Annotated in this window: 21 protein-coding genes; 17 read left to right on the top strand and 4 right to left on the bottom strand. The window is 43.5% G+C overall.

The genetic code is table 11. The annotated features are described in order from the left end of the window. Genes era through E0H77_RS02970 form a run of 5 tightly spaced genes read left to right on the top strand, consistent with a single transcriptional unit; the run spans nucleotide 1 to nucleotide 3375 of the window. The gene (gene era / locus E0H77_RS02990; RefSeq protein ID WP_131313576.1) at nucleotides 1-1020 is read left to right on the top strand and encodes a GTPase Era; all 1020 of its coding nucleotides are present in this window, start codon (nucleotides 1-3) and stop codon (nucleotides 1018-1020) included. A 24-nt stretch (nucleotides 1021-1044) separates the two neighbouring features. Further along, the gene (locus E0H77_RS02985; protein WP_131374883.1) at nucleotides 1045-1242 is read left to right on the top strand and encodes an NF038104 family lipoprotein; all 198 of its coding nucleotides are present in this window, start codon (nucleotides 1045-1047) and stop codon (nucleotides 1240-1242) included. A 17-nt stretch (nucleotides 1243-1259) separates the two neighbouring features. Continuing rightward, nucleotides 1260-1976, top strand: coding sequence for a DNA repair protein RecO (gene recO / locus E0H77_RS02980; protein WP_131374881.1), 717 nt, complete (start codon nucleotides 1260-1262; stop codon nucleotides 1974-1976). A 14-nt stretch (nucleotides 1977-1990) separates the two neighbouring features. Next, the gene (pdxJ, locus tag E0H77_RS02975) at nucleotides 1991-2719 is read left to right on the top strand and encodes a pyridoxine 5'-phosphate synthase (RefSeq protein WP_131374879.1); all 729 of its coding nucleotides are present in this window, start codon (nucleotides 1991-1993) and stop codon (nucleotides 2717-2719) included. Next, nucleotides 2719-3375 carry a MiaE family protein gene (locus tag E0H77_RS02970; protein ID WP_045793330.1) on the top strand — a complete coding sequence of 219 codons (657 nt, stop codon included), beginning with the start codon at nucleotides 2719-2721 and terminating at the stop codon, nucleotides 3373-3375. Before pdxJ ends, E0H77_RS02970 begins: the two co-directional genes overlap by 1 nt. 491 nt (nucleotides 3376-3866) lie before the next feature. Here the strand turns inward: E0H77_RS02970 and E0H77_RS02965 are convergent, their stop codons facing one another. The 4 genes from E0H77_RS02965 to E0H77_RS02950 form a co-directional block, all read right to left on the bottom strand. Beyond that, the gene (locus E0H77_RS02965) at nucleotides 3867-4496 is read right to left on the bottom strand and encodes an FMN-binding negative transcriptional regulator (protein WP_131374878.1); all 630 of its coding nucleotides are present in this window, start codon (nucleotides 4494-4496) and stop codon (nucleotides 3867-3869) included. Between the two features lie 97 nt (nucleotides 4497-4593). Beyond that, on the bottom strand, nucleotides 4594-5910 hold the full coding sequence (locus E0H77_RS02960) for an ammonium transporter (protein ID WP_131374876.1): 1317 nt from the start codon (nucleotides 5908-5910) through the stop codon (nucleotides 4594-4596). A gap of 330 nt (nucleotides 5911-6240) precedes the next feature. After that, complete coding sequence (locus E0H77_RS02955) at nucleotides 6241-7557, bottom strand: ammonium transporter (RefSeq protein ID WP_131313205.1); 1317 nt, start codon at nucleotides 7555-7557, stop codon at nucleotides 6241-6243. A 112-nt stretch (nucleotides 7558-7669) separates the two neighbouring features. After that, nucleotides 7670-10012: a DUF1989 domain-containing protein gene (locus E0H77_RS02950; RefSeq protein WP_131374873.1), complete on the bottom strand. Its 2343-nt coding sequence runs from the start codon at nucleotides 10010-10012 to the stop codon at nucleotides 7670-7672. Nucleotides 10013-10248: 236 nt separating this feature from the next. On the opposite strand from E0H77_RS02950, the gene E0H77_RS02945 reads away from it, so the two are divergent. The 12 genes from E0H77_RS02945 to E0H77_RS02890 all read left to right on the top strand — a co-directional run bounded on the left by E0H77_RS02945 (nucleotide 10249) and on the right by E0H77_RS02890 (nucleotide 21024). Continuing rightward, nucleotides 10249-11424 carry a sensor histidine kinase gene (locus tag E0H77_RS02945; RefSeq protein ID WP_131374871.1) on the top strand — a complete coding sequence of 392 codons (1176 nt, stop codon included), beginning with the start codon at nucleotides 10249-10251 and terminating at the stop codon, nucleotides 11422-11424. Nucleotides 11425-11436: 12 nt separating this feature from the next. After that, complete coding sequence (locus E0H77_RS02940) at nucleotides 11437-12117, top strand: response regulator (protein WP_131374869.1); 681 nt, start codon at nucleotides 11437-11439, stop codon at nucleotides 12115-12117. A 7-nt stretch (nucleotides 12118-12124) separates the two neighbouring features. Next, nucleotides 12125-12898, top strand: coding sequence for a PAS domain-containing protein (locus tag E0H77_RS02935; protein ID WP_131374867.1), 774 nt, complete (start codon nucleotides 12125-12127; stop codon nucleotides 12896-12898). 120 nt (nucleotides 12899-13018) lie between these two features. Further along, nucleotides 13019-13516 (top strand): cytochrome b, encoded by a 498-nt coding sequence (locus E0H77_RS02930; RefSeq protein ID WP_131374865.1) that lies wholly within the window; start codon nucleotides 13019-13021, stop codon nucleotides 13514-13516. A 142-nt stretch (nucleotides 13517-13658) separates the two neighbouring features. Continuing rightward, nucleotides 13659-13802: a hypothetical protein gene (locus E0H77_RS13870; protein ID WP_228258284.1), complete on the top strand. Its 144-nt coding sequence runs from the start codon at nucleotides 13659-13661 to the stop codon at nucleotides 13800-13802. A gap of 392 nt (nucleotides 13803-14194) precedes the next feature. Further along, nucleotides 14195-15562, top strand: coding sequence for an NAD(P)-binding domain-containing protein (locus E0H77_RS02920; RefSeq protein ID WP_131374863.1), 1368 nt, complete (start codon nucleotides 14195-14197; stop codon nucleotides 15560-15562). 467 nt (nucleotides 15563-16029) lie between these two features. After that, nucleotides 16030-16539, top strand: coding sequence for a dimethylamine monooxygenase subunit DmmA family protein (locus E0H77_RS02915; protein WP_131374861.1), 510 nt, complete (start codon nucleotides 16030-16032; stop codon nucleotides 16537-16539). Beyond that, complete coding sequence (locus E0H77_RS02910) at nucleotides 16527-17468, top strand: PDR/VanB family oxidoreductase (protein ID WP_131374859.1); 942 nt, start codon at nucleotides 16527-16529, stop codon at nucleotides 17466-17468. Before E0H77_RS02915 ends, E0H77_RS02910 begins: the two co-directional genes overlap by 13 nt. A 10-nt stretch (nucleotides 17469-17478) precedes the next feature. Further along, nucleotides 17479-18492, top strand: coding sequence for a heme-dependent oxidative N-demethylase family protein (locus E0H77_RS02905; protein WP_131374857.1), 1014 nt, complete (start codon nucleotides 17479-17481; stop codon nucleotides 18490-18492). A gap of 55 nt (nucleotides 18493-18547) precedes the next feature. Then, nucleotides 18548-19678 (top strand): aminomethyl transferase family protein, encoded by a 1131-nt coding sequence (locus E0H77_RS02900; RefSeq protein WP_131374855.1) that lies wholly within the window; start codon nucleotides 18548-18550, stop codon nucleotides 19676-19678. 201 nt (nucleotides 19679-19879) lie between these two features. Beyond that, nucleotides 19880-20458, top strand: coding sequence for a helix-turn-helix domain-containing protein (locus E0H77_RS02895; RefSeq protein ID WP_131374853.1), 579 nt, complete (start codon nucleotides 19880-19882; stop codon nucleotides 20456-20458). 20 nt (nucleotides 20459-20478) lie between these two features. Next, the gene (locus E0H77_RS02890; RefSeq protein ID WP_131374851.1) at nucleotides 20479-21024 is read left to right on the top strand and encodes a GNAT family N-acetyltransferase; all 546 of its coding nucleotides are present in this window, start codon (nucleotides 20479-20481) and stop codon (nucleotides 21022-21024) included. Nucleotides 21025-21151 lie beyond the last annotated feature (127 nt).

Raw genomic sequence — 21151 nt, 5'->3', positions numbered from 1 at the left:
ATGTCATCTGATCAACCAAACGATCAATCTGTGAACCCTGAAGATTCTGATTTGATTAATCAATTTTTTAGTTCACAAAATGCCACGATCCCTGCTGACTTCCGAAGTGGTTTTGTGGCAATTGTCGGTCGTCCGAATGTAGGCAAGTCGACGCTAATGAATCACTTGCTTGGGCAAAAGCTGTCTATTACTTCACGTAAACCACAAACGACGCGTCATAAAATTATTGGAATCGACACGCGTGAGAAATCGCAAGCAGTCTATGTAGATACCCCGGGGATGCACAAAAAAGAAGTGCGTGCCATCAATAAAATGATGAACCGCGCAGCGCATTCAGCACTACGTGATGTGAATTTGGTGCTATTTGTCGTTGATGCGTATAAGTGGACACCAAATGATGACTTGGTATTAGAGAAACTGCAAAATGCACAAATGCCTGTGATTTTGGTCATCAATAAAGTCGATACACTTGAAGATAAAAAATCATTGTTGCCACTGATTCTAGAGCGCGCTAAGCTCATGAAATTTGCAGAAATTGTTCCTGTTTCTGCATTGCGCGGTGCAAATCTTGATCAGTTACGCAATACCATTGAAAGCTATTTGCCATTTTCTGCACCATTGTACTCACCAGACCAAATTACCGATCGTTCTGAGCGTTTCTTGGCGAGTGAAATTATTCGTGAAAAAATTATGCGCCAGCTCGGTGAAGAGTTGCCTTATGATTTAACGGTACAAATTGAATCTTTCCGTACTGAAGAACCAACTGTGCATGAAAAAACTGGACGCTTAAAGCCAGCATGTACTTATATCGATGCGACTATTTTTGTAGAACGCCAAGGTCAAAAAGCCATTGTGATTGGTGATAAAGGTGCGAAGCTGAAGCGTATTGGTATGGAGGCGCGCGTTGATATGGAAAAAATGTTCGAGCAAAAAATCATGCTCACGCTTTGGGTGAAAGTCAAGGGTGGCTGGTCAGATGACGAACGTGCATTGAAAAGTTTAGGTTATAGCGATATCTAATCGTTTTACCATAAGGGGAACAGCATGATGCGAGTAGGAATAATTTTGGCTGCTGTGATTTTATTGCAGGGCTGTATTACGAGCTTGGTGACTGTTCCCGTTGAGATTGCCTATAAGACCACCAAAGGTGTGGTCAAAGGCACAGCAGCAGTTGTACGTGCTGTGACTCCAGATGGGGATGATGACAAAGATAAACAACAAGATAAACAAAAAGATCAATAGAAAAATTAAACAATTTCATGCGTAATGAAGTCTTACATGGATATTTAATTCATCACCGTAAATACCGCGAACGTAGCCAGATTGTTCATATTTTTAGCCAAGAATATGGGCGAATAGATGGTGTATTGCGACAAAATTCGCCACCACAATATCAGCCATTGCGCTTACAGGCTTCTGGTAAATCAGAATTAAAAAACTTTAGTCATCTGGAAATTCAGTCCCAACCCATTTTTTTTCAAGGGGATGCCTTTTTTTGTGGTTTTTATCTGAATGAGCTGATTTTACGTTTATGTCCATTAGAAGAAGCATTGCCACAGAGTTTTTTGCAATATGCATCGGCAGTGCAAAAATTACAGTATTTAAATCTGCAAACTGAAACAGAAAAACCTATATTTTTAAAGCAGATTTTACGTCAGTTTGAGCATGTTTTATTGCAAGAACTGGGGTATGCAATTGATTTTTCAAAAGATGCTAATCAGAATGATCTTTTGCCTGAAGCCTATTATCAATTTCATCTCAATGAGGGTTTTTTACCCGCGGTTAGCCATAGCCCTGCAAACTTGCAAGGTGAAATGATTTTAGGCATGCAATCACATATTCAGGGTAGGGATTTTTCTGCACAGCAGTTACAATGTCTTACCAAGCTTTACCGACAAATGATAACCGCACTTTTGGGTGAACGACCCTTAAAAAGTCGGCAGTTGTGGATACAGCATCGTCAAGTTCAGAACTAAATAGGAAATACGTTATGGCTGCCTTACTGGGTGTAAATATTGACCATGTCGCGACTTTAAGACAAGCACGTGGAACCCAATATCCTGATCCTGTCAAAGCTGCACTGATTTGTGAGCAGGCAGGTGCAGAAGGAATTACTTTACATTTGCGTGAAGATCGTCGTCATATTCAAGATGATGATGTGCGTCGCATGCGCCCAGTATTGAAGACACGTATGAATTTGGAATTGGCAGTGACCGATGAAATGGTGGCATTTGCCAAAGAGATTCAGCCACATCATGTCTGTTTTGTACCTGAAAAACGCCAAGAACTGACCACAGAAGGCGGTTTGGATGTTGTTGGTAACTTTGAGCATGTCAAAGCTGCAACTCAGGAACTCACCGCGATTGGCTGTGATGTATCTTTGTTTATTGATGCGGATGTTGCACAAATTGATGCAGCCGTTGCATGTGGTGCGCCAACTATTGAACTGCATACAGGTGCTTATGCTGATGCAGAAACACCTGAAGCACAGCAACACGAATTACAACGCATTATTCAGGGTACTGAATATGCTGCAGCAAAAGGTCTGGTGGTGAATGCAGGGCATGGTTTGAACTTGGACAATGTTGCACCGATTGCCGCAATTCCACAAATTCATGAATTGAACATCGGACATTCGATTATTGCAGATAGCGTATTTGTGGGCTTGGAACAAGCAGTACAACAAATGAAAGCCGCAATTCAGGCAGCGAGTGCATAATGTCAACGCCAGATTATGATGAGTTGATGCAGCCTGTCATCGGTTTTTTAGGCTGTGAAACCCCTAAAGCATGGTTAGATGAGGCATTGAATAATTTAGAATTATTGATGCAAGATCATGCCAACTGTGAAAAAAAGGCTGCTGGAACAGCGATGAATCTGATGTTCCGTTATAGTTTTTTTACCGATTTGCAGGTCAAACTGGCACAGCTTGTCCGTGAAGAAATGCTGCATTATGAACAAGTGTTAGAGTTCATGGCAAAGCGTGGTCAGGAATGGAAAGCCGTGAGTGCAGGGCGTTATGCGGGTGGTCTACGCAAAGAAATCCGCACTTACGAGCCTGAAGCACTGGTGGATGTTCTGATTATCGGGGCATTTGTAGAGGCACGTTCATGTGAACGATTCTATGCTTTAGCACCACTGGTTGATGAAGAGTTAGGGCGTTACTATCGCTATTTGCTCAAGTCAGAGTCACGCCATTATGAAGATTATTTGGCGCTTGCACTTGATGTTGCAAAAACCGCAAAAATGAAAAAACCTGAAGAAGATATTCAGCAGCGTATTGCACATATTCGCGAAGTTGAAAAAAACCTGATCTTAGATCCTGATGATACTTTCCGCTTCCATAGTGGTGTGCCTGCAACGGTTGCTGCATAAGCAAAACATCAAAGAATTTCTAAGATTTAGAATAATGCCAGTCAGTGAAGAAGCTGACTGGCATTTTCTTTTTGGATTTTAAATGTTTTGTGATTTTCGGCAGTGCCATTCGTAACTGTTTGAAGTAGAAGATTTTTAACAAATGATTTTTTCTACGAAAAATTTGATCATAGATTGATGGTGGTAGACAAGTTTTGTAGTAAAGCGCCCCAAAATATATTTTGAGTTTGCTAGATGGTTACCCTTGCGTGGCAATTCCACTTTTCCCGAAAGCCTTGCGAAGTGATGCTTCTCCGGTTGAATGGAGGATTAATCCTGAAATATGAGTCAAAACTGTAAGACTCCGTCATTATGATTCATTTATTTTTAATGTGTTGAGCAAAAACTTTTACCGAATTAAGGTTAAATAAACACCTACAAATTAAGGCGTTTATTGTAAAAACCCTTAACAGATCAATATTACAACGTTAAAGGTTTTTTATTGACTAAATTTACTCTGACAATGTGTTTTGTACAGACTGCGATAAAGCCAGATTGCCTTGTTCAGCCAATCCTTTGACCACGCCTTGACGGTCTTCAATTGAACGGTTTTGGCTGATCTTGAATTTGCCTTGAATATCGGTAATCTGGATTTCGATCCCGATAATATGGCGAAGCTCTTCGGCAATATAGTCTGCGGGTGCATCTGACATTTTCCATGGCCGCGGTTGAGTCGCTTCATGTTGGCGGGTTAGGCGTGCCAATAAACCGCGTAAAAATTTTTCGTCATCATGGATACGGATTCTGCCGCGAACATGCACCACTCGATAGTTCCATGTGGGTACAGCCCGATGATGCTGTAACTTTTCAGGATACCAGTTGGGCGAAATATAACCTTGATCAGCTTGGAATACGACCAAAACCTCCTCTTGATCTTGGAGTTGCTGAAATAATGGATTTTCACGGGCAATATGGGCTGTAAGAACACCTAAGCCTTGGGGTTCTGTGCAGAGTTCAAACGGAATATGATTGGCATCGAGTCGTCCATCGTGCTGTGTAATCAGACAGCCAAGGGCATTGTTACGGATTAAATCATGTAAAGCATCCAAATTCTTTTCTTCAAACTGTGCAGGAACGTACATGTGGTGTCCTTAAATATGCAAAACCTTAGACAAAAAATCCGCAGTGTTGAACTGCGGATATTGGCTTGAGTGTGGCATAGCCACTTATAAGAAACAATTAAGGATTATAAGCTTTTTCATTATGATCGCTGACATCTAGCCCTTGCTGTTCTTGTTCGGTGCTGACGCGTAAGCCAATGGTTTTATCAATCACCGTTAGAATTAACCATGTGAAGAAGCCACAGTACACCACAGTTAAACCAATTCCCATGAGTTGGATAACAACTTGAGAGCCAATGGCTAAATTGGCAATATTTCCACCTAAAGCAGGTGCGGCGAAGATACCTGTCAAAATGCCACCGATCATGCCGCCCACACCATGTAGTGCAAATACATCAAGCGCATCGTCAAAACCAAATTTGCGTTTTAGACCTGTTACGGCGAAGAAGCAGCAAACACTGGTAATCATACCAATAACAATTGCACCAAATACACCAACATAAGCTGCCGCAGGGGTGATACCGACCAAACCTGCAATGGCACCAGAAGCTAAACCTAAAGAAGTGACATGACCTGCCATCATTTTTTCAATGAACATCCACCCGACAATTCCGCCGCAAGTCGCAATCATGGTGGTCATGAGAACTAAGCCTGCTGTGGTATTGGCTGCTAGTGCCGAGCCAACATTAAATCCGAACCAACCAGCCCAAAGCAATGCTGCGCCAATCATGGTAAAGACCAAGTTATGTGGCGGCATAGATGCTGTTGGCCAACCTTTACGTTTGCCTAAAATCAATGCACCAACCAGTGCAGCAACCCCTGAGTTAATGTGTACTGCTGTGCCACCTGCAAAGTCGAGTACGCCCCAGTTGTGCATGATTGCACCTGCGCCACCCCAAACCATATGTGCCAGTGGTCCATAAACTAAAATCAGCCAAAGCGCACCAAACAAAACCACTGCACTGAATTTCATACGTTCAGCGTAGCCACCCACAGCAATGGCTGGGGTAATCATGGCGAAGGTCATGCCAAATACGGCGATGACATATTCGGGTACACCCGCGATGAGTGTTTTCTCGTTAATTCCAAGCATAAAGGCTTTGTTTAAGCCACCAACAAAACTATACAAATTCAGTGAGCCTTCAGTCATGCCTGTGGTATCGGCAACCAAGCTATATACAAAACTCACCCATAAAATCCCGACAACAGCAGCGATAGCAAAGAATTGCGAAAAAATCGACAGGATATTTTTAGCGCGAATCATGCCACCATAAAATAGCGCCAAGCCTGGAATAAACATGATCAGCACCAAAATGGCAGAAATCATTACCCAAACCGTAGATGCAGCATCGAAGGGTGCATCAGCAGCAAATGCGTAGACAGGGGTAAATAGCAGGCTCCCCAAAGCCAATTTAACCAGAGAACGGGAAATCATAGATCCTTCCTGTATGCAAAAAATTAGGCGAAGATGCGGTTTTAAAAATTCAAATATGTGGTTTTGCTAATATTCTTTTAGAGAATATTAATTTCATTTTAGTTATAAGCAATTCTTGTACCAAATTTTATAAAAAGTGAATTTAATATAATGACTGATAAATCAAAGGTTTGTTTTTAATGAATAATCTTGTCTGGATGAAGAAATAGCTATATGTTACGAACAAAAAATGTGCATAAATGCTTTGAAATAGGCGGGGATTGCAATCAATTGGCGCAAAAAATCGGGCAGAAGTCGTACTTCTGCCCGATTGAAAACTATTTAAAATGTTTAGTTATAAGCGCGTTCGTTGTGGTCGCTGAGATCTAAACCTTGTTCTTCCTGTTCATGTGAAACACGTAAACCAACGGTCATTTCGATCACTTTGAAAATGCCCCATGTACATGCTGCGCTATACACTACAGTCACACCAATTCCGATAAGTTGTGAAATGAACTGTGTGCCAAAATTTAGGCCTGTAATATTGCCACCCAACAGCGGTGAGGCAAAAATTCCTGTCAAAATCCCACCGACCATGCCACCAATCCCGTGTAAGGCAAATACATCCAGCGAGTCGTCAATGTTGAGTACATTTTTAAGACGAGTGACTGCATAGAAGCACACCATACCTGTAATCAGCCCAATCGCAGCGGCTCCAAACACCCCGACATAAGCGGCTGCTGGGGTAATACCGACTAAACCTGCAATTGCACCAGAAGCAAGCCCTAGAGACGTGGTATGTCTGTCGAGAACTTTTTCAATGATCATCCAGCCTACAATGCCTGCACAAGCTGCAACTTGGGTATTCATCATGATTAAGCCAGCACTTGCATTGGCTGCCAGTGCTGAACCGACATTGAAACCGAACCAGCCTGCCCAAAGTAGACCTGCACCAATGAATGTGTAGACCAAGTTGTGTGGGGCAATATTTTGGGTTTTCCAGTCTTTACGACGTCCGATGATCATTGCACCAACCAGTGCAGCAATACCCGAGTTAATATGTACGGCTGTCCCACCTGCAAAATCGAGCACGCCCCAATTGTGCATGGCAGAACCGACACCGCCCCAGACCATGTGTGCCATTGGTGCATAAACAATGGTTGTCCACAAAATCACAAAAATCACCATGGCACTAAATTTCATGCGTTCGGCATAACCACCCACCACAATTGCTGGGGTGATCATGGCGAAAGTCATGCCAAAGACTGAGGTGACGTACTCAGGGATATCACCCATTAAAGATTGATCGGTAACACCATGCATAAAGGCTTTGTCAAAACCACCGACAAAACTAGCAAGATTAAACGTACCGTCATGCATGCCTGTGGTATCGACAATCATGCTGTAAATATGGGTAATCCACATCAGCCCGATAATGCCTGCAAAGGCAAAAAACTGGGTGCAGATGGACAAGACGTTTTTACTGCGGAGCATGCCGCCATAAAACAAAGCCAACCCTGGAATAAACATAATCATGACGAATATGATGGATGTCATGACCCATGCTGTGGATGTTTGGTTCAAGGTTACAGTTCCTGCTGCCTGAGCAAATTGTGGCGACAACAATAAACAACCTAAGACTAAGCTCGAAATAGAACGGAAATTCATATTTCTCCCTCCTCGTGTAATGATCACAATGTGTTGCGTTTTGCCGAAACAAAACAGTCCATTTTTTACAGATTGCCAAGTTCACACTTGGTAATCAGGAGAATTGAAAAACTTAGGCACGTACCCGTGTGCGTTCGGGATCGTAAAACGGTAAGCTGACGACTTTGGCCTTGAGGCGTTTCTTTTGCCCGTCGAGCTTGCCAACTTCTAAAGCGGTCTCTGCACTGGCGTATTGCGGGGCAACCCGACACAGTGCAATTTGTTTTTTCAGTAAAGGTGAATTGGTGGCACTGGTGACGACACCGACAGGATAGCGATCGACATAAATCAGGTCGCCGTGTTCGGCAGCTTCGTTTTGTTCCAAGATTAAGCCCACCAATTTATGTCGACTTTGTGCGGTTTGATTTTGCATGGCTTGCTTGCCCAAGAAGTCTTCTTCTTTACTTTTTAAGGGAACGGTAAAACCAATGCCTGCTTCAAACGGATTGGTCTGTGCATCAAATTCATGCTGTGCAAAAATCAGACCTGCTTCTATACGCAGCATATCCAGTGCGGTAAAACCCATCGGTGCAATCTCAAAGGCTTGTCCTGCCGACCAGATCGCATCCCAAACCTGTTCGGCATGGGTGGGATGACACCACACTTCAAAGCCAAGTTCACCTGTATAACCTGTGCGTGAAACCATGACGGGAATGCCTTGGGCATTGCCTAAGCGTCCGAGGGTAAAATGGAACCATGCCAGTTGGTCGAGGTTGGGTTGATGCTCAGGTGTCCAGATGAGTTGCTTGAGCAGTTCGCGACTGCGAGGCCCTTGCACGGCAACATTGTGAATTTGATCTGAAGAATGTCGAATACTGACCCGATATCCGAGTTGCTGGGCTTTTTGTTTTAGCCATGTGCCTGTGTATTCATCGCCACAAACCCAGCGAAAGTTGTTTTCTCCCAAACGGAAAATCGTGCCGTCATCGAGCATACCGCCTGTATCAAGACAAATCGCAGAATAGGCAATTTCGCCAATTGCCAGTTTGCGTACATTGCGCGTCAGCATGTATTGCAAGAAACTTTCGGCATCTGGGCCTGTAATTTCAAATTTGCGTAAAGCTGTTAAGTCAATCATTGCTACGCGTTCACGACACGCCAGATATTCGGCTTTGGCGCCCCAGCCATGATACTCATTAGCCACCCAATAACCATGATATTCAACCAGTTGCGAGGTTAGGGCGGCAATACGGGAATGAAAGCCACTTTGTTTGGTCATGCGGGGCATCTCCTCAGGATGGGTACGGTACAGTTGGGAACGTGCAAATTGCTCAGACTCGGCATAAATTCGCACATGAATGTCGCTGGGAACCCAACCGTTGGATGGGTCAATGTCATCGGGGCAGGCAGATGATGCACAAAGCAGATCTTTGTGCGCACGCAGCAAAATATAGTCGCCCGCACGTGACCACGGCTCATCCATGCTGATGCTGCCGCAGGGTTCAACTTGAGTGTTGTAGAAAAAATTAATGGCTGGCCATGCTGCTTTGGGAGCAAGCCCAAGTGGATTTAAAATACGGTTAAAGTTATCGGTACAGGAGGTATGTCCAAAGTAGCCACTGTCTTCGTAAAATTTTGGACTACATGCGGTGAGAAACATGTCATGTCGTCCCACAGTGTCTTGAACCACTTCGACTAAGGCTTGCATGTCTGTGCCATAAAAGCGTGAGTGAATTCCTGGACTTGGCGTGCTATGTCCTAGTATTGTGCGTGTTGCTACCGCATCTAGTCCAATTTCCTGACCTTGAGTCAGCGCATTGGCATCAAAAGCTAAAAAGTCCGAGCACTGCTTGCCCGAAACATCAATAATCTGAATCCATTGTCCCGCTTTGACTTGGTAGGTTTTGGCACTGGCTTTACTGACACGGATCTCCTGAATGGGTTGTGCTAGTGGAGCAGGTAAATATTCGGTCTGGGCTTTAGTTTTATGTATGATCACTTGAACTTCGTCGATAGCATTCTGCTGATCGACCTGCATATTTTCGCCTGTATTGAGCACAATCACGGAAAGGGGTTCAGGCGCATGAAAACGAACTTGCTCAGTGTGTTGAACACGTAGCACCACTTCTAAATCAGTTTGAGCAATATTGAATTTTTGTAACTGGTATTCAAGACGCTGAGCAACGCTGTCTTGTTGCACAAGTTGTTCAAGCGTTTGTACTGCTGTTCCAATGCTGATAATGCCATTTGGGCTGACCAGTTGCAGTAAGGGCAATTGGATTTTACCTTGTGCATTGCGCACCAAGATTTCAATGCCTTGACCTGTTGGAAGATTCAGTTCTAAGTCATCTTGAGCATCGAGTTCAAATATTGCTGCTGATTGCGGATCAACCCGTAACTGAATCTGTTGCAGTGCTACTTGTAAATGAAAAAACTGCTCAGTTTCGACTGAAAGATGCTGTGATAAATTGCCCATATGCATTGCCTTTGCGCTGTTGTCCTCACTTGCATCACCACACGCTCATTTGCCTGTTGTCATGCCTCGATGAGTTTCAATATCGCCAGTTCAAAAACAGATCACAATTGCCCAGAATGATTACTCCCAATGAGGTAAAAACTGATTTTGGCATGAATAATGCTCAAAAATTATAACTATGAAGAATAAAATGGGGCAAAAATGCAGTGGATTGGGCAATACAATACGGAACGACCATGAAAGTTTGGCAGTCTTTGTCGCAGGTATGGCAAAAGCGCCGAATCGGTGTAAATGCAGCAGAAACCTCGTTGCAACAGCAGCTTTTTGCCGCACAATTTGAGGTGGTATTGCTCCGACTGATGTTGAATATTTCCCATGTTGAGCAGCCCAATCAACAATTGCCTGAGCTACTGCATAACCTGCAACAGCAGCTTGATCGCACTTTTGCAATGCAACATGTACCAAAATTGTGCCTGGTGTTGTGTTATCCATTTACACAGGAATGTTTTATTTACCATGCCCAAAGTACACAACTTGAACGACAAGATTTAAATCAGATTCAGTCGGTACTGTTAAATCAGACCTATTATGCTCAGTCACAAGTTGAGAATCTGTTACAGATCCAGAGCCATCAGGCGCGCTTGTTGGTGCTTGGGCAAGAAGTGGTGGTGTGGCGTTTGTATGTACAACAGGTGAATGTGGTAGATAGGCACATGCAGCCACATTTACAACAACTGGATGATGCCTTGCAACAAGGTTTTCAGCACTGGATTGAACAGCAGCAAAAACGGCAGGCGATTTTACTCAAAGAACGCCGTGAGTTTGCCGCAGAACTGCATGACAGCATTGCACAGGTATTGGGGTTTTTACGCCTGAAGTCAGCACAACTACATAGCCTCTGCAAAAATCAGCCAAATTACACGGCACTTTTACCGTTGAGTGAAGACCTTGCCAGCTATACCCATTATGCCTATCAGCAAACGCGTGAGTTGATTACTGCTTCACGTTTAGCCTATCAAGAACTTGATTTTGCTTCGGCACTAAAAAAAGTCATGGATGAATTTGCACATCAGTCCAGCATTTCCTTTGAACTGGACAATCGTGTAGCGCATCTGAACGTCAGTGCCAAATACGCCATGCAACTGCTCTACATTATTCGGGAAAGTTTGAGCAATGTGGTGCGACATTCACATGCTTCAAGCGCACAGGTACGGATTGAATATTTGACGTCAGGAACACTGCAAATCTGTATTTGTGATAACGGGCGTGGCATTCAATTAAAGAACAAACGTAGTGACAGTTTTGGTTTGGAAATTATGCAGGAGCGGGCAGAGCGAATCGGGGCAGAACTACGTTTTGTTGCCAATTCGCCGCAAGGCACCTGCGTCATACTGCATTTGGAACAACATTAGAGGAATACGCTCATGTGTAAAGTCAGTATTGTGGATGATCATGCTTTATTTCGTCGTGGTGTTGCCGACATTATTCGGCAGGAACAGGGCTATGCAGTCCTTGCCGAATATGCTTCGGGTGCAGATTTTTTGCAGGATTTGCCCGAACAATATCCCGATGTGGTGCTGCTCGATCTACAAATGCCAAATGAATCAGGTTTGGAGATTTTAAAGCACATTCGCCAGACCGATCAGGAGTTAAAGGTGATTATTTTAACGGCTTGTGAAGATGAGCAGGTGGTGATTGATGCGATACAACTTGGTGCTAATGGTTTTTTGCCTAAAGACACTTTACCTGAGGTGATTTTACAAAAATTGCAGGATGTACTGGATGGGCAGATTATATTACATGGTCAAGGCGTGAGTATTTTGGCACGGCAAGTACGCCATACGCAGTCGCAGCTCAGTGAAGCTGAATCTTGGCAAATTGATCAGCAAGAACAACAGGATCTGGCGGATATGACCGCTCGTGAAAGGGAAACCTTATTGCTGATTGCTAAAGGACTAAATAATAAACTGATCGCACGTGAACTTGGAATCAGTGATGGTACGGTCAAAGTCTACGTCAAAAGCCTGCTGCGCAAACTGAATGTACATTCACGTTTAGAGTTGTCGGTGTGGGCGCATCAGCATCTCAAATCCCTGCGGAACTGAGGTGAATATGCTGAAACTGTTTCGCCGTCCTGAGCAAGAGTATCCTTTGCAACTGTTGCAAACCTACTGGTCACCTGTGTTTGACCGTTTTGCCGAGGTGGTACTGATTGTCGATCAGTACCTGAATATCTATAAAAGTAATATCATTTGGCAGCAATTTAGTCAGACTGATGGTCGGGATTTGACCCAATGGTTGTACCCCGAAGATGTTTATCAACTCAAAAGCCTGCTCAGCTCGCCACAGTTGACTCAAAGCTGTCGCATCCGCCTGATGGATGCCCAGCAAAACTTACGCTGGTTTGAGCTCTCGGCAAATTATTTGCTGAGTCAACCCGATAGTCAGCAGTATTTCTGGTGTTTGCTACTGTCAGATCAGACCGAAAAAATTAAACAACAATATCTACAATCGGCGCAGCAGCGTAGTCTCAATGACCTGATTAAGCGTTTGCCGATGATGCTGTACCGTTCCCGCAATGATTTTGACTGGACGATGGAATACATCAGTGATGGCTGTGTCGATGTGACAGGTTATACCCCTGCGGAATTACTCAATACGCCACGTTATGGGCAAATGATTCACCCTGAAGATGCACCTTCAGTGTGGTCTGCGGTACAAGATGCACTGAATCAGAAAGAAGTGTTCAATGTGATATATCGAATATTGCCCGATGGAGAGCGTGTGGTGTGGGTACAGGACATTGGCTGGGGAGTCTACTCTGAAAGCGATATGATTTTGGCAGTTGAGGGAATTATTTGGCATTCACAGCTGGCTCAATCCTAAGAAACCCTTAAGAATTAAGCCTATATGCCTTTAATTTGTGTATTTTTTATTAAAGCGAATGTTATTCGTATATTGCTCGTGATTTAATCCAACTACAAATGTTGAATTTAAGAAATCACCATGATTAAAAAATATCCCAGAACTATGATGGCTATTCACTGGATTACGCTGATTGCTGTTGCGACAGCTTATATTACCAGTGGGAATCCATTAAAAGATCCTCAACTTGGAACAATTCATCTTCTTTCTGGCGGAACCGTGTTTGTTTTATTTTGTTTGCGATGTATCTCTTTCTTACTGTTACATAAAGATTTTCCAAAAACTCCAGTTGTGAGTAAGCTTCAGCAATTTGCCTTTAAAAGTGTCAAGGTTCTCTTGTACGCATTATTAATTATTGTGCCTATTTCAGGATATCTTGCTTTGTCGAGTATTGCGGATAGTTATTCACTATTGGGACAAAATGTATATGTCATTGAAAGTCTATATGGTGATTTTTATTTAGGTGATATTCATCAAGTGTTGGGTAATGTATTTGTTTCACTTGTCGGATTGCATGCTTGTGCTGCCTTGTTTCATCATTTTTTTCTTAAAGATAATGTTCTTAAGTCTATGATATAACGGGCTTGTTTTGTTGATGAGCAATGTTTAGGTTAATCAAATTCACTGATAAATCTATGCAACTTTTATGACTCAATAACACGTGGTTATTTATTCTACAATCACGCTTTGAAATGAGTCTGAGAAGCAGAATATAAAACAAGTGATTTTCGTGATCGGCGCAGGGTCGATTGATCAGGTAATTGCCCGACGTCTCAGTACAGGTAAACATATCGTACTTGCCGATTTAAAACTCGACAATGCTCAAGCCGCAGCAAAGATACTCAGTGAAGCTGGGTTGAGGTGAGCCAAGCGTTGTTGATGTTGCTTCGCGTGAGTCACTTCAGCTTTCTCCTGTTGGTCATTTAGGTACGCCAGATGAAGTTAGTGTACTCGGTGTATTACTGATACGTGAAGATGGTGGATTTTCAGGCAGTGATTTTCTGATGGATGGTGGTGTGACTGCGGCTTATTGGTATGGTGAGTTAGCACCTCAATCTTAGTTATAAGTCGAGATTTTTTGATTGAACCTGTCTTTTTAGGCAGGTTTTTTTATTGCAAATTTTAAGTGTTGTTTCACGGTATCCCGTTTGTGTTACCCCATCTTAGGAATTTCACGATCACAGACTTCGTCCTATGTTAATTGCATAGTGTTTCTACACTTTAACTCTTTTAATAAAATCATATGGGGATAAAGCTATGACGCGAGTTGCAATTATAGGTGCAGGGCCAAGTGGAATGGCGCAATTAAGAGCATTTCAATCTGCTCAAGCCAAAGGCGCGGATATTCCTGAAATCGTTTGTTTTGAAAAACAGGCGGATTGGGGTGGTCTATGGAACTATACATGGCGCACAGGGAACGATGAAAATGGTGAACCTGTACACGGTAGTATGTATCGTTACCTGTGGTCAAATGGCCCGAAAGAAGCCTTAGAGTTTGCTGATTATAGTTTCGATGAACACTTTGGCAAACCGATCGGTTCATATCCTCCACGCGCAGTGCTTTGGGATTACATTAAAGGGCGGGTCGAAAAAGCCAATGTGCGCCGTTATGTGCGTTTCAACAGTGCCGTGCGTCATATTGAGTTTAATGAACAGACTCAGCAGTTTGCAGTTAGTGTGCATGATCATAATCAAGATGTGGTGTATACCGAAATCTTTGATTATGTCGTGGTCGCCAGCGGGCACTTTTCAACGCCGAAAGTCCCAGAATATGATGGTTTTAAAAGCTTTGGCGGACGCATCTTACATGCGCATGACTTTAGAGACGCTTTAGAATTTAAAGATAAAACTGTGTTGGTGGTGGGCAGTAGTTATTCTGCCGAAGACATTGGTTCACAATGCTACAAATATGGCGCAAAACAGATTATTAGCTGTTATCGCAATAGCCCGATGGGTTATAAATGGCCAAAAAACTGGTCAGAACGCCAGAAATTACTGCGAGTAGATCAAACTCATGCCTATTTTGCCGATGGTAGTAGTGTTGAGGTTGATGCGATTATTTTGTGTACAGGTTATCTGCACCATTTCCCGTTTATGGCGGAGTCAATTCGTTTAAAAACCGATAACCGATTATATCCACTGGGTTTATATAAAGGCGTGGTTTGGGAGAAAAATCCGAAACTGTTTTATTTGGGTATGCAAGACCAGTGGTATACCTTCAATATGTTTGATGCGCAGGCATGGTATGTGCGCGATATTATTTTAAACCGTATGGCTTTGCCAAGTTTATCAGAAATGCAGGCGCATACTTTAGCATGGCATGAAGAGGAAAAGACCCTGACTGACGCTGCACAAATGTATAAGTTTCAGGGTGATTATATTTTAGAGTTGATAGAAGCTACCGATTATCCAACTTTTGATATTGAAGCCATGCGTTTAATTTTCCTTGAATGGAAAAAGCATAAAAAAGAAAACATCATGACCTTCCGCGATCATATTTACCGTTCAGCGATTACAGGCACGCTGGCAGCACCGCATCATACGCCGTGGCTGGATGCCCTTGATGATTCGCTTGAAGCTTACCTGACGGATACGCCAGAAGTGCCACAGAAAAAAGTGGGGTAGGTGTGACGGGGAGAGGGAAGTGATAATTTTTTAAAAATCTAATCCTTTCTTTGCATTTACTCGTGCTGAATGTCATCCACTTTCCATTATTCATGAATGCTAACAACTCGGTATCTTGTGGTGAGTACATAAAGGAAGTTTTACGAGTGATGTTACTTTTTTAAAAAAGTAACCAAAAACTTTGTCATCCACAAAACCTGTCTAATATCGGCATTGAGTCCATGATGTTGCAAAAACAACATCGAATAAAGACCACGCAGGTTGTGGATGACCTCTAGCACGAGCAGATACAGAGGATATTCTCTAATTAATTTAAAACCAGTCAATTCACTTGACTGGTTTTTTACTTTTTTAAACTCCACAAACTGGCATTACCCCCTTAGAGGTATGTTTTAAAGGGAATTGATTGAATGAATTAAATAATTTAAATATTTGATTATATTAATTTATTTATTGGAGTAACTGCCATGCAAGAGGTAATGCAAAGCACTCCGAGTTATCGGCAGGCACAGGAACTTAAACCTGTACATGGGCAATATCTGTTGATTTTACAGCATGCCCATACCCCAGATGCACAGCATTTGGCTGAACAGTTTGCAGCATTTCCGACTTTGCTTGCAACTTCAGAGGCATTTTCAGATGAACTCACAGCCCAGTTGCAACAGGCACGAGCAGGGCTACATGTGGTGGTCTGTGGGGATGAAATCTTTTTATGGCAAGTCACGCAAAACTTAATGGCACAAGGTTTGATGAAAGATGAGATTGAATTGATACAGACCCAGCCCGAGTTAAAAAAAGTCTACTGCGTGCATTGCGGTGAGTTACAAACCACGACTGCCGAAGAGTTTTGCAGTTGTGAGCATTGCGGTGTGTATTTACTGGTTCGCACACATTTTTCCGAGCGTTTAGGTGCGTATATGGGGGTATGTGCTAACCCTGATCAACCGATGCAAGCGGAGGGCGTATGTCTACATTAATTCCTGTGCGTGTGCGCGATATTCAGCAAGTCACGCCACTGATTCGTGAGTTTACTTTAGAGGCGCTGGATCAGCCTTTATCTGCATTTTCTTCGGGCAGTCATGTAGTGGTGCAGTTGCCTTTGCCTGATCGGATATTGCGTAATGCCTATTCATTGATCAATGACCCTGCGCACGATGACCACTACAAAATTGCAGTACGCCTGCAAGATGACTCGCGTGGCGGCTCTCGGTTTTTACATGAACAGGTCATGATTGGCGATGTGCTGAATATCTCCGCACCGTTGAATTTATTTGCATTGCATTCACAGGCACACAAGCATGTGTTTATTGCGGGCGGCATCGGAATCACGCCATTTTTGGCACATATCCGTGAGCTGATGCATACAGGTCAAGCCTTCGAGTTGCACTATGCCTGCCGCGATCAAATCAGCAATGCCTATGAAACACTGCTGACCGAGTTATTTCCTGAGCAGGTACATATTTATTCTGAAAAAACTGCGCGCCGTTTGGATGTGATGCAGTTGTTGCAGCAACAAAGTTTAAACAGCCACGTTTATGTCTGTGGCCCAGAACGCCTGACTCAGGCGGTACAAGATGCAGCGCAAACTTTGGGCTGGTCGAAGCAGCGCGTTCATGCTGAAGCTTTTGCAGCGCCTGCGGCAGGTGCAGCATTTACAGCCTATCTCACTCAAAGCCAACAGGAAATCGAAGTTCCGAGTGATTACAGCCTGCTTGAAGCCTTAGAAAAACATGAGATTCCCGTGACCAGTTTATGTCGTGGTGGCGTGTGCGGGCAGTGCGCGACCAAATATACAGGCGATGTTGAACATCACGATCATTATTTAAACCCACAGGAACGTGAGCAACTGTTGATGCCATGCGTGTCACGAGGCAAACAGGGCTGTCGGATTGAGCTTGAGCTATAGGAGAACTGCCATGACCGTACAATTTAACCCTGCAGAAAATATGCGTGATCAGTTTTATTATCACAACAGTGCCAAAGCCATTGCACGTTTTCCATTTCCATTTCCTGAAGACAGCTACATGTATTCGGTGAATATCGAACCTGCATTATCTAAGCCTGGAACGATCTTTGAACATTGGTTTGATATTGACGAGCATTATTTGACTGAAATGAATGAACGTGCCTTGACCCTGAAAAGTGACCCAAAACGCTGCATTGTGTTGCCGCATATGCAACAGGCCGCGTGGGATTTTCTGGAAATGGCAATGCTGCATTTGTCAGCAGATTACCCTGAACATTTTCAGTTGGAACGGCAGGGCAAGACATGGCACTGGATCAATCGCCCGATGAATATTGATGTGCAGTTCCAGTTTGGTGATGACTCCAGTTTGCCACTGCCTGCATTTGAGTTTATCTCGCGTCAGTTGCAGGGAGATATTGCTTTGCTCGATCAGCGTGAGGGTGACCTGTTTATGGATGCAGGCATGATTACAGGGCCTGCGGACTGGTCACTGAACTTTGATGCTGGTATGAGTTTTAAACAGTGGCATGCACCTGTACCAAAACTGGCGCATGACGCAGGTGTGTTTGAACGGGCACTGAAATTTTTGCTCAACATTCAGGTCGGGCATCCGTACCGCCGTCTCAACTGGACCATGACCATTAACCCGCGTATGGACACCTCTTCGGAAACTTTTCATCTGTGGGGGCATGAGCGTGGTTTAGTCACCAAAGACAATGCAGGTGAGTTGGTGCATTTGCGGGTTGAGCTGCAAATGATGCCACGCCTTGCGCGCAGCAACGCACTGTTATTTAGCATCCGCACGTATCTGATCAGCCTGAATGATTTAGTGTCCAATCCTGCATGGGCAAAACGTCTGCATCGGGTGATTCGGGACTTGCCTGAGCCAATTGCCGAGTACAAAGGTATTAGCCGTTACCGCGAACCCTTGGTGCAGTGGCTGAGTCAGTTCGACCAAGAATGAAAATTGATTAAGCAATTTATTTTATTGATATCTATACAAAATTAAGGAAAAACCTATGGCAAATTTATGGCGTATTTCAGCACTGGCAGAACGTCACCGTCAGCTTGGCTCAAATTTAGAAGACTGGAATGGCATGGGAACAGCATGGATGTATGCCAGTGATACTGCCGAGCATTATCTGGCGATCCGAACCAAAGCAGGTTTGATGGACGTTTCAGGTTTGAAAAAAGTCCATTATGTGGGGCCACATGCAGAAAGCCTACTCGAATATGCTACCTCACGTGACATTTCTAAGCTTTATCCAGGCAAGTCGGTGTATGCCACTATGCTGAATGAAGAAGGAAAATTTGTCGATGATTGCGTGATTTACCGTACAGGGCCGAATGCCTTTATGGTGGTACACGGTACAGGGATTGGCCTAGAAATGCTGACCCGTTCGGCAACAGGTCGCCAAGTTGCAATATTGTTTGATGACGACTTGCATGATTTATCTTTACAAGGGCCTTTGGCAGTTGATTTTCTTGCGGAATATATCCCTGATATTCGCAACTTGCCGTATTTTCATCATATCCAGACCAAACTGTTTGGTTGCCCTGTGATGATTTCACGTACAGGTTATACAGGCGAGCGTGGTTATGAAATTTTCTGCAAGGCAATGGATGCGCCACTGATTTGGGATGCGATTTTAGAAAAAGGCGCGAAGTACGGCATTATCCCGTGTTCATTTGTGACTTTGGACTGGTTGCGGGTGGAAAGTTATTTACTGTTTTATCCTTATGATAACTCTGAGTATTTCCCATTTAAAAATGACAAGTCAGGCGATAGCTTATGGGAACTTGGACTCGACTTTACCGTTTCACCGAGTAAGGGCGAGTTTCGCGGTGGTTATGAACATAAACGCTTGCAAGGTAAAGAGCGCGTGAAAATTTTTGGTGTGATGCTTGAAGGTGAGCAAGCAGCGCAAATGGGGGATACCTTGTGGGATGGTGATACGCAAATTGGAGTGATTACCTGTGGTATGTATTCGCCACTGAGCCAAAAATCGGTTGCGTTGGCGCGGGTCGATGTACCGTATGCTGTACAAGGACGCGAGATTCAGGTCAAAGGCAGTTTGGAAGTGAATGCGATTACCCATACTTTACCGTTTGATGATCCACAAAAACTGAAAAGAACAGCCAAAGGTTAATTTGTCTTATTACATCCAAAATCCTGCATCCAGCAGGATTTTTTTATGGAAATTTGCTTTGTCATTTAAATAGCCTAAGCATTTCAAAGACATTAACAAGCACTTCAAAATTAAAACTATACAAAATTTGCTTGCATCTGCTTTTTAAATTCTAATATATTAAATTTATATTCTAATATATTGAATATAAAGAGGAGGGGTATGAGCGAACAACAACCTGATATTAATCAGCATATCGCCCAGCATATTCGTGAACTACGTCTTGCCAAAGGCTATTCGCTCGATCAGTTGGCGGCACGAAGTGGAGTTAGTCGCTCCAGTATTTCCCTGATTGAACGTGCTGCAACCAGTCCTACGGCAGTGATTCTTGAAAAACTTGCTGCTGCTTTGGATGTTTCATTGGCGAGTCTATTTGTCTTCGATGCAACAACCAGTGAGCCACAACCGTTATTGCGTTATGAGCAACAGAAGCAGTGGTGTGATCCTGCATCGGGTTATTTACGACGTAATTTGTCGCCTGTGAGTGTGGCATCACCGATGCAACTGGCTGAAATTACTTTCCCTGCACATAAACAGGTTTCTTATGACTTTGTACCGCGTGAGGTCAAAGTTTATCAACAGATTTGGCTGTTAGAAGGTGAAATGCAAATTCACTGTGGCGAGCAGAGCTATACCTTGCAGCAAGGTGATTGCCTGTCGATTCAGTTGAACCAACCCATCGTTTTTCAAAATTTCACAGTGAATGAAGCTCGTTACTTGGTCGCAGTGTGTGAAGTGTAATGACAATAGGAATACAACCGATGTACAAAAGTGAAAATATCCAACTAATTGAATGTAATGAAGCTGAGCATGCTCAAGCTATTTTAGACATTTTTAATGAAGCGATTTTAAACTCAACAGCGTTGTATGATTATAAACCGCGCAGTTTGGAACAGATTCAAACTTGGTTTGCCTCTAAACGTGAACATGGTTTTCCCGTGATTGGTGCAGCCGATATTGAAGGTAATCTACTTGGGTTTGCCAGCTGGGGGAGCTTCCGTGCTTTTCCTGCGTATAAATATACGGTTGAACACAGTATTTATATTCATCATGAACAACGTGGGCGCGGTTTAGGAAAGTTGTTGTTGCAAGCCTTGATTGAACGTGCAAAACAAGTCGGACAGGTACATGTCTTGATTGGTTGTATTGATGCCAGCAATCAGGCGAGCATAGCCTTGCATCAACGTTTAGGCTTTGAACATTCGGGGACATTCCCACAGGTTGGTTTTAAGTTTGGACGCTGGCTAGATGCGGCATTTTATCAACTGACGTTGTCAACGCCACTCAATCCACAGGATGATGTTTGAGCTGAAATAGAATAGAAACCTAAGAGAGTAGGTTGAGATATCTTTCATCAATCAAATTGCAATTGGAAGTTCCTTCTCTCCCTTGGGATGGGGAACACTATTCCACAAGAGGATGAGGGCATCCTGA

The sequence above is a fragment of the Acinetobacter brisouioides genome (assembly GCF_004331075.1).
Classification (GTDB): Bacteria; Pseudomonadota; Gammaproteobacteria; order Pseudomonadales; family Moraxellaceae; genus Acinetobacter.
Note: the sequence above shows the minus strand (reverse complement) of the source record. Positions and strands in the feature narration are given on the sequence as shown.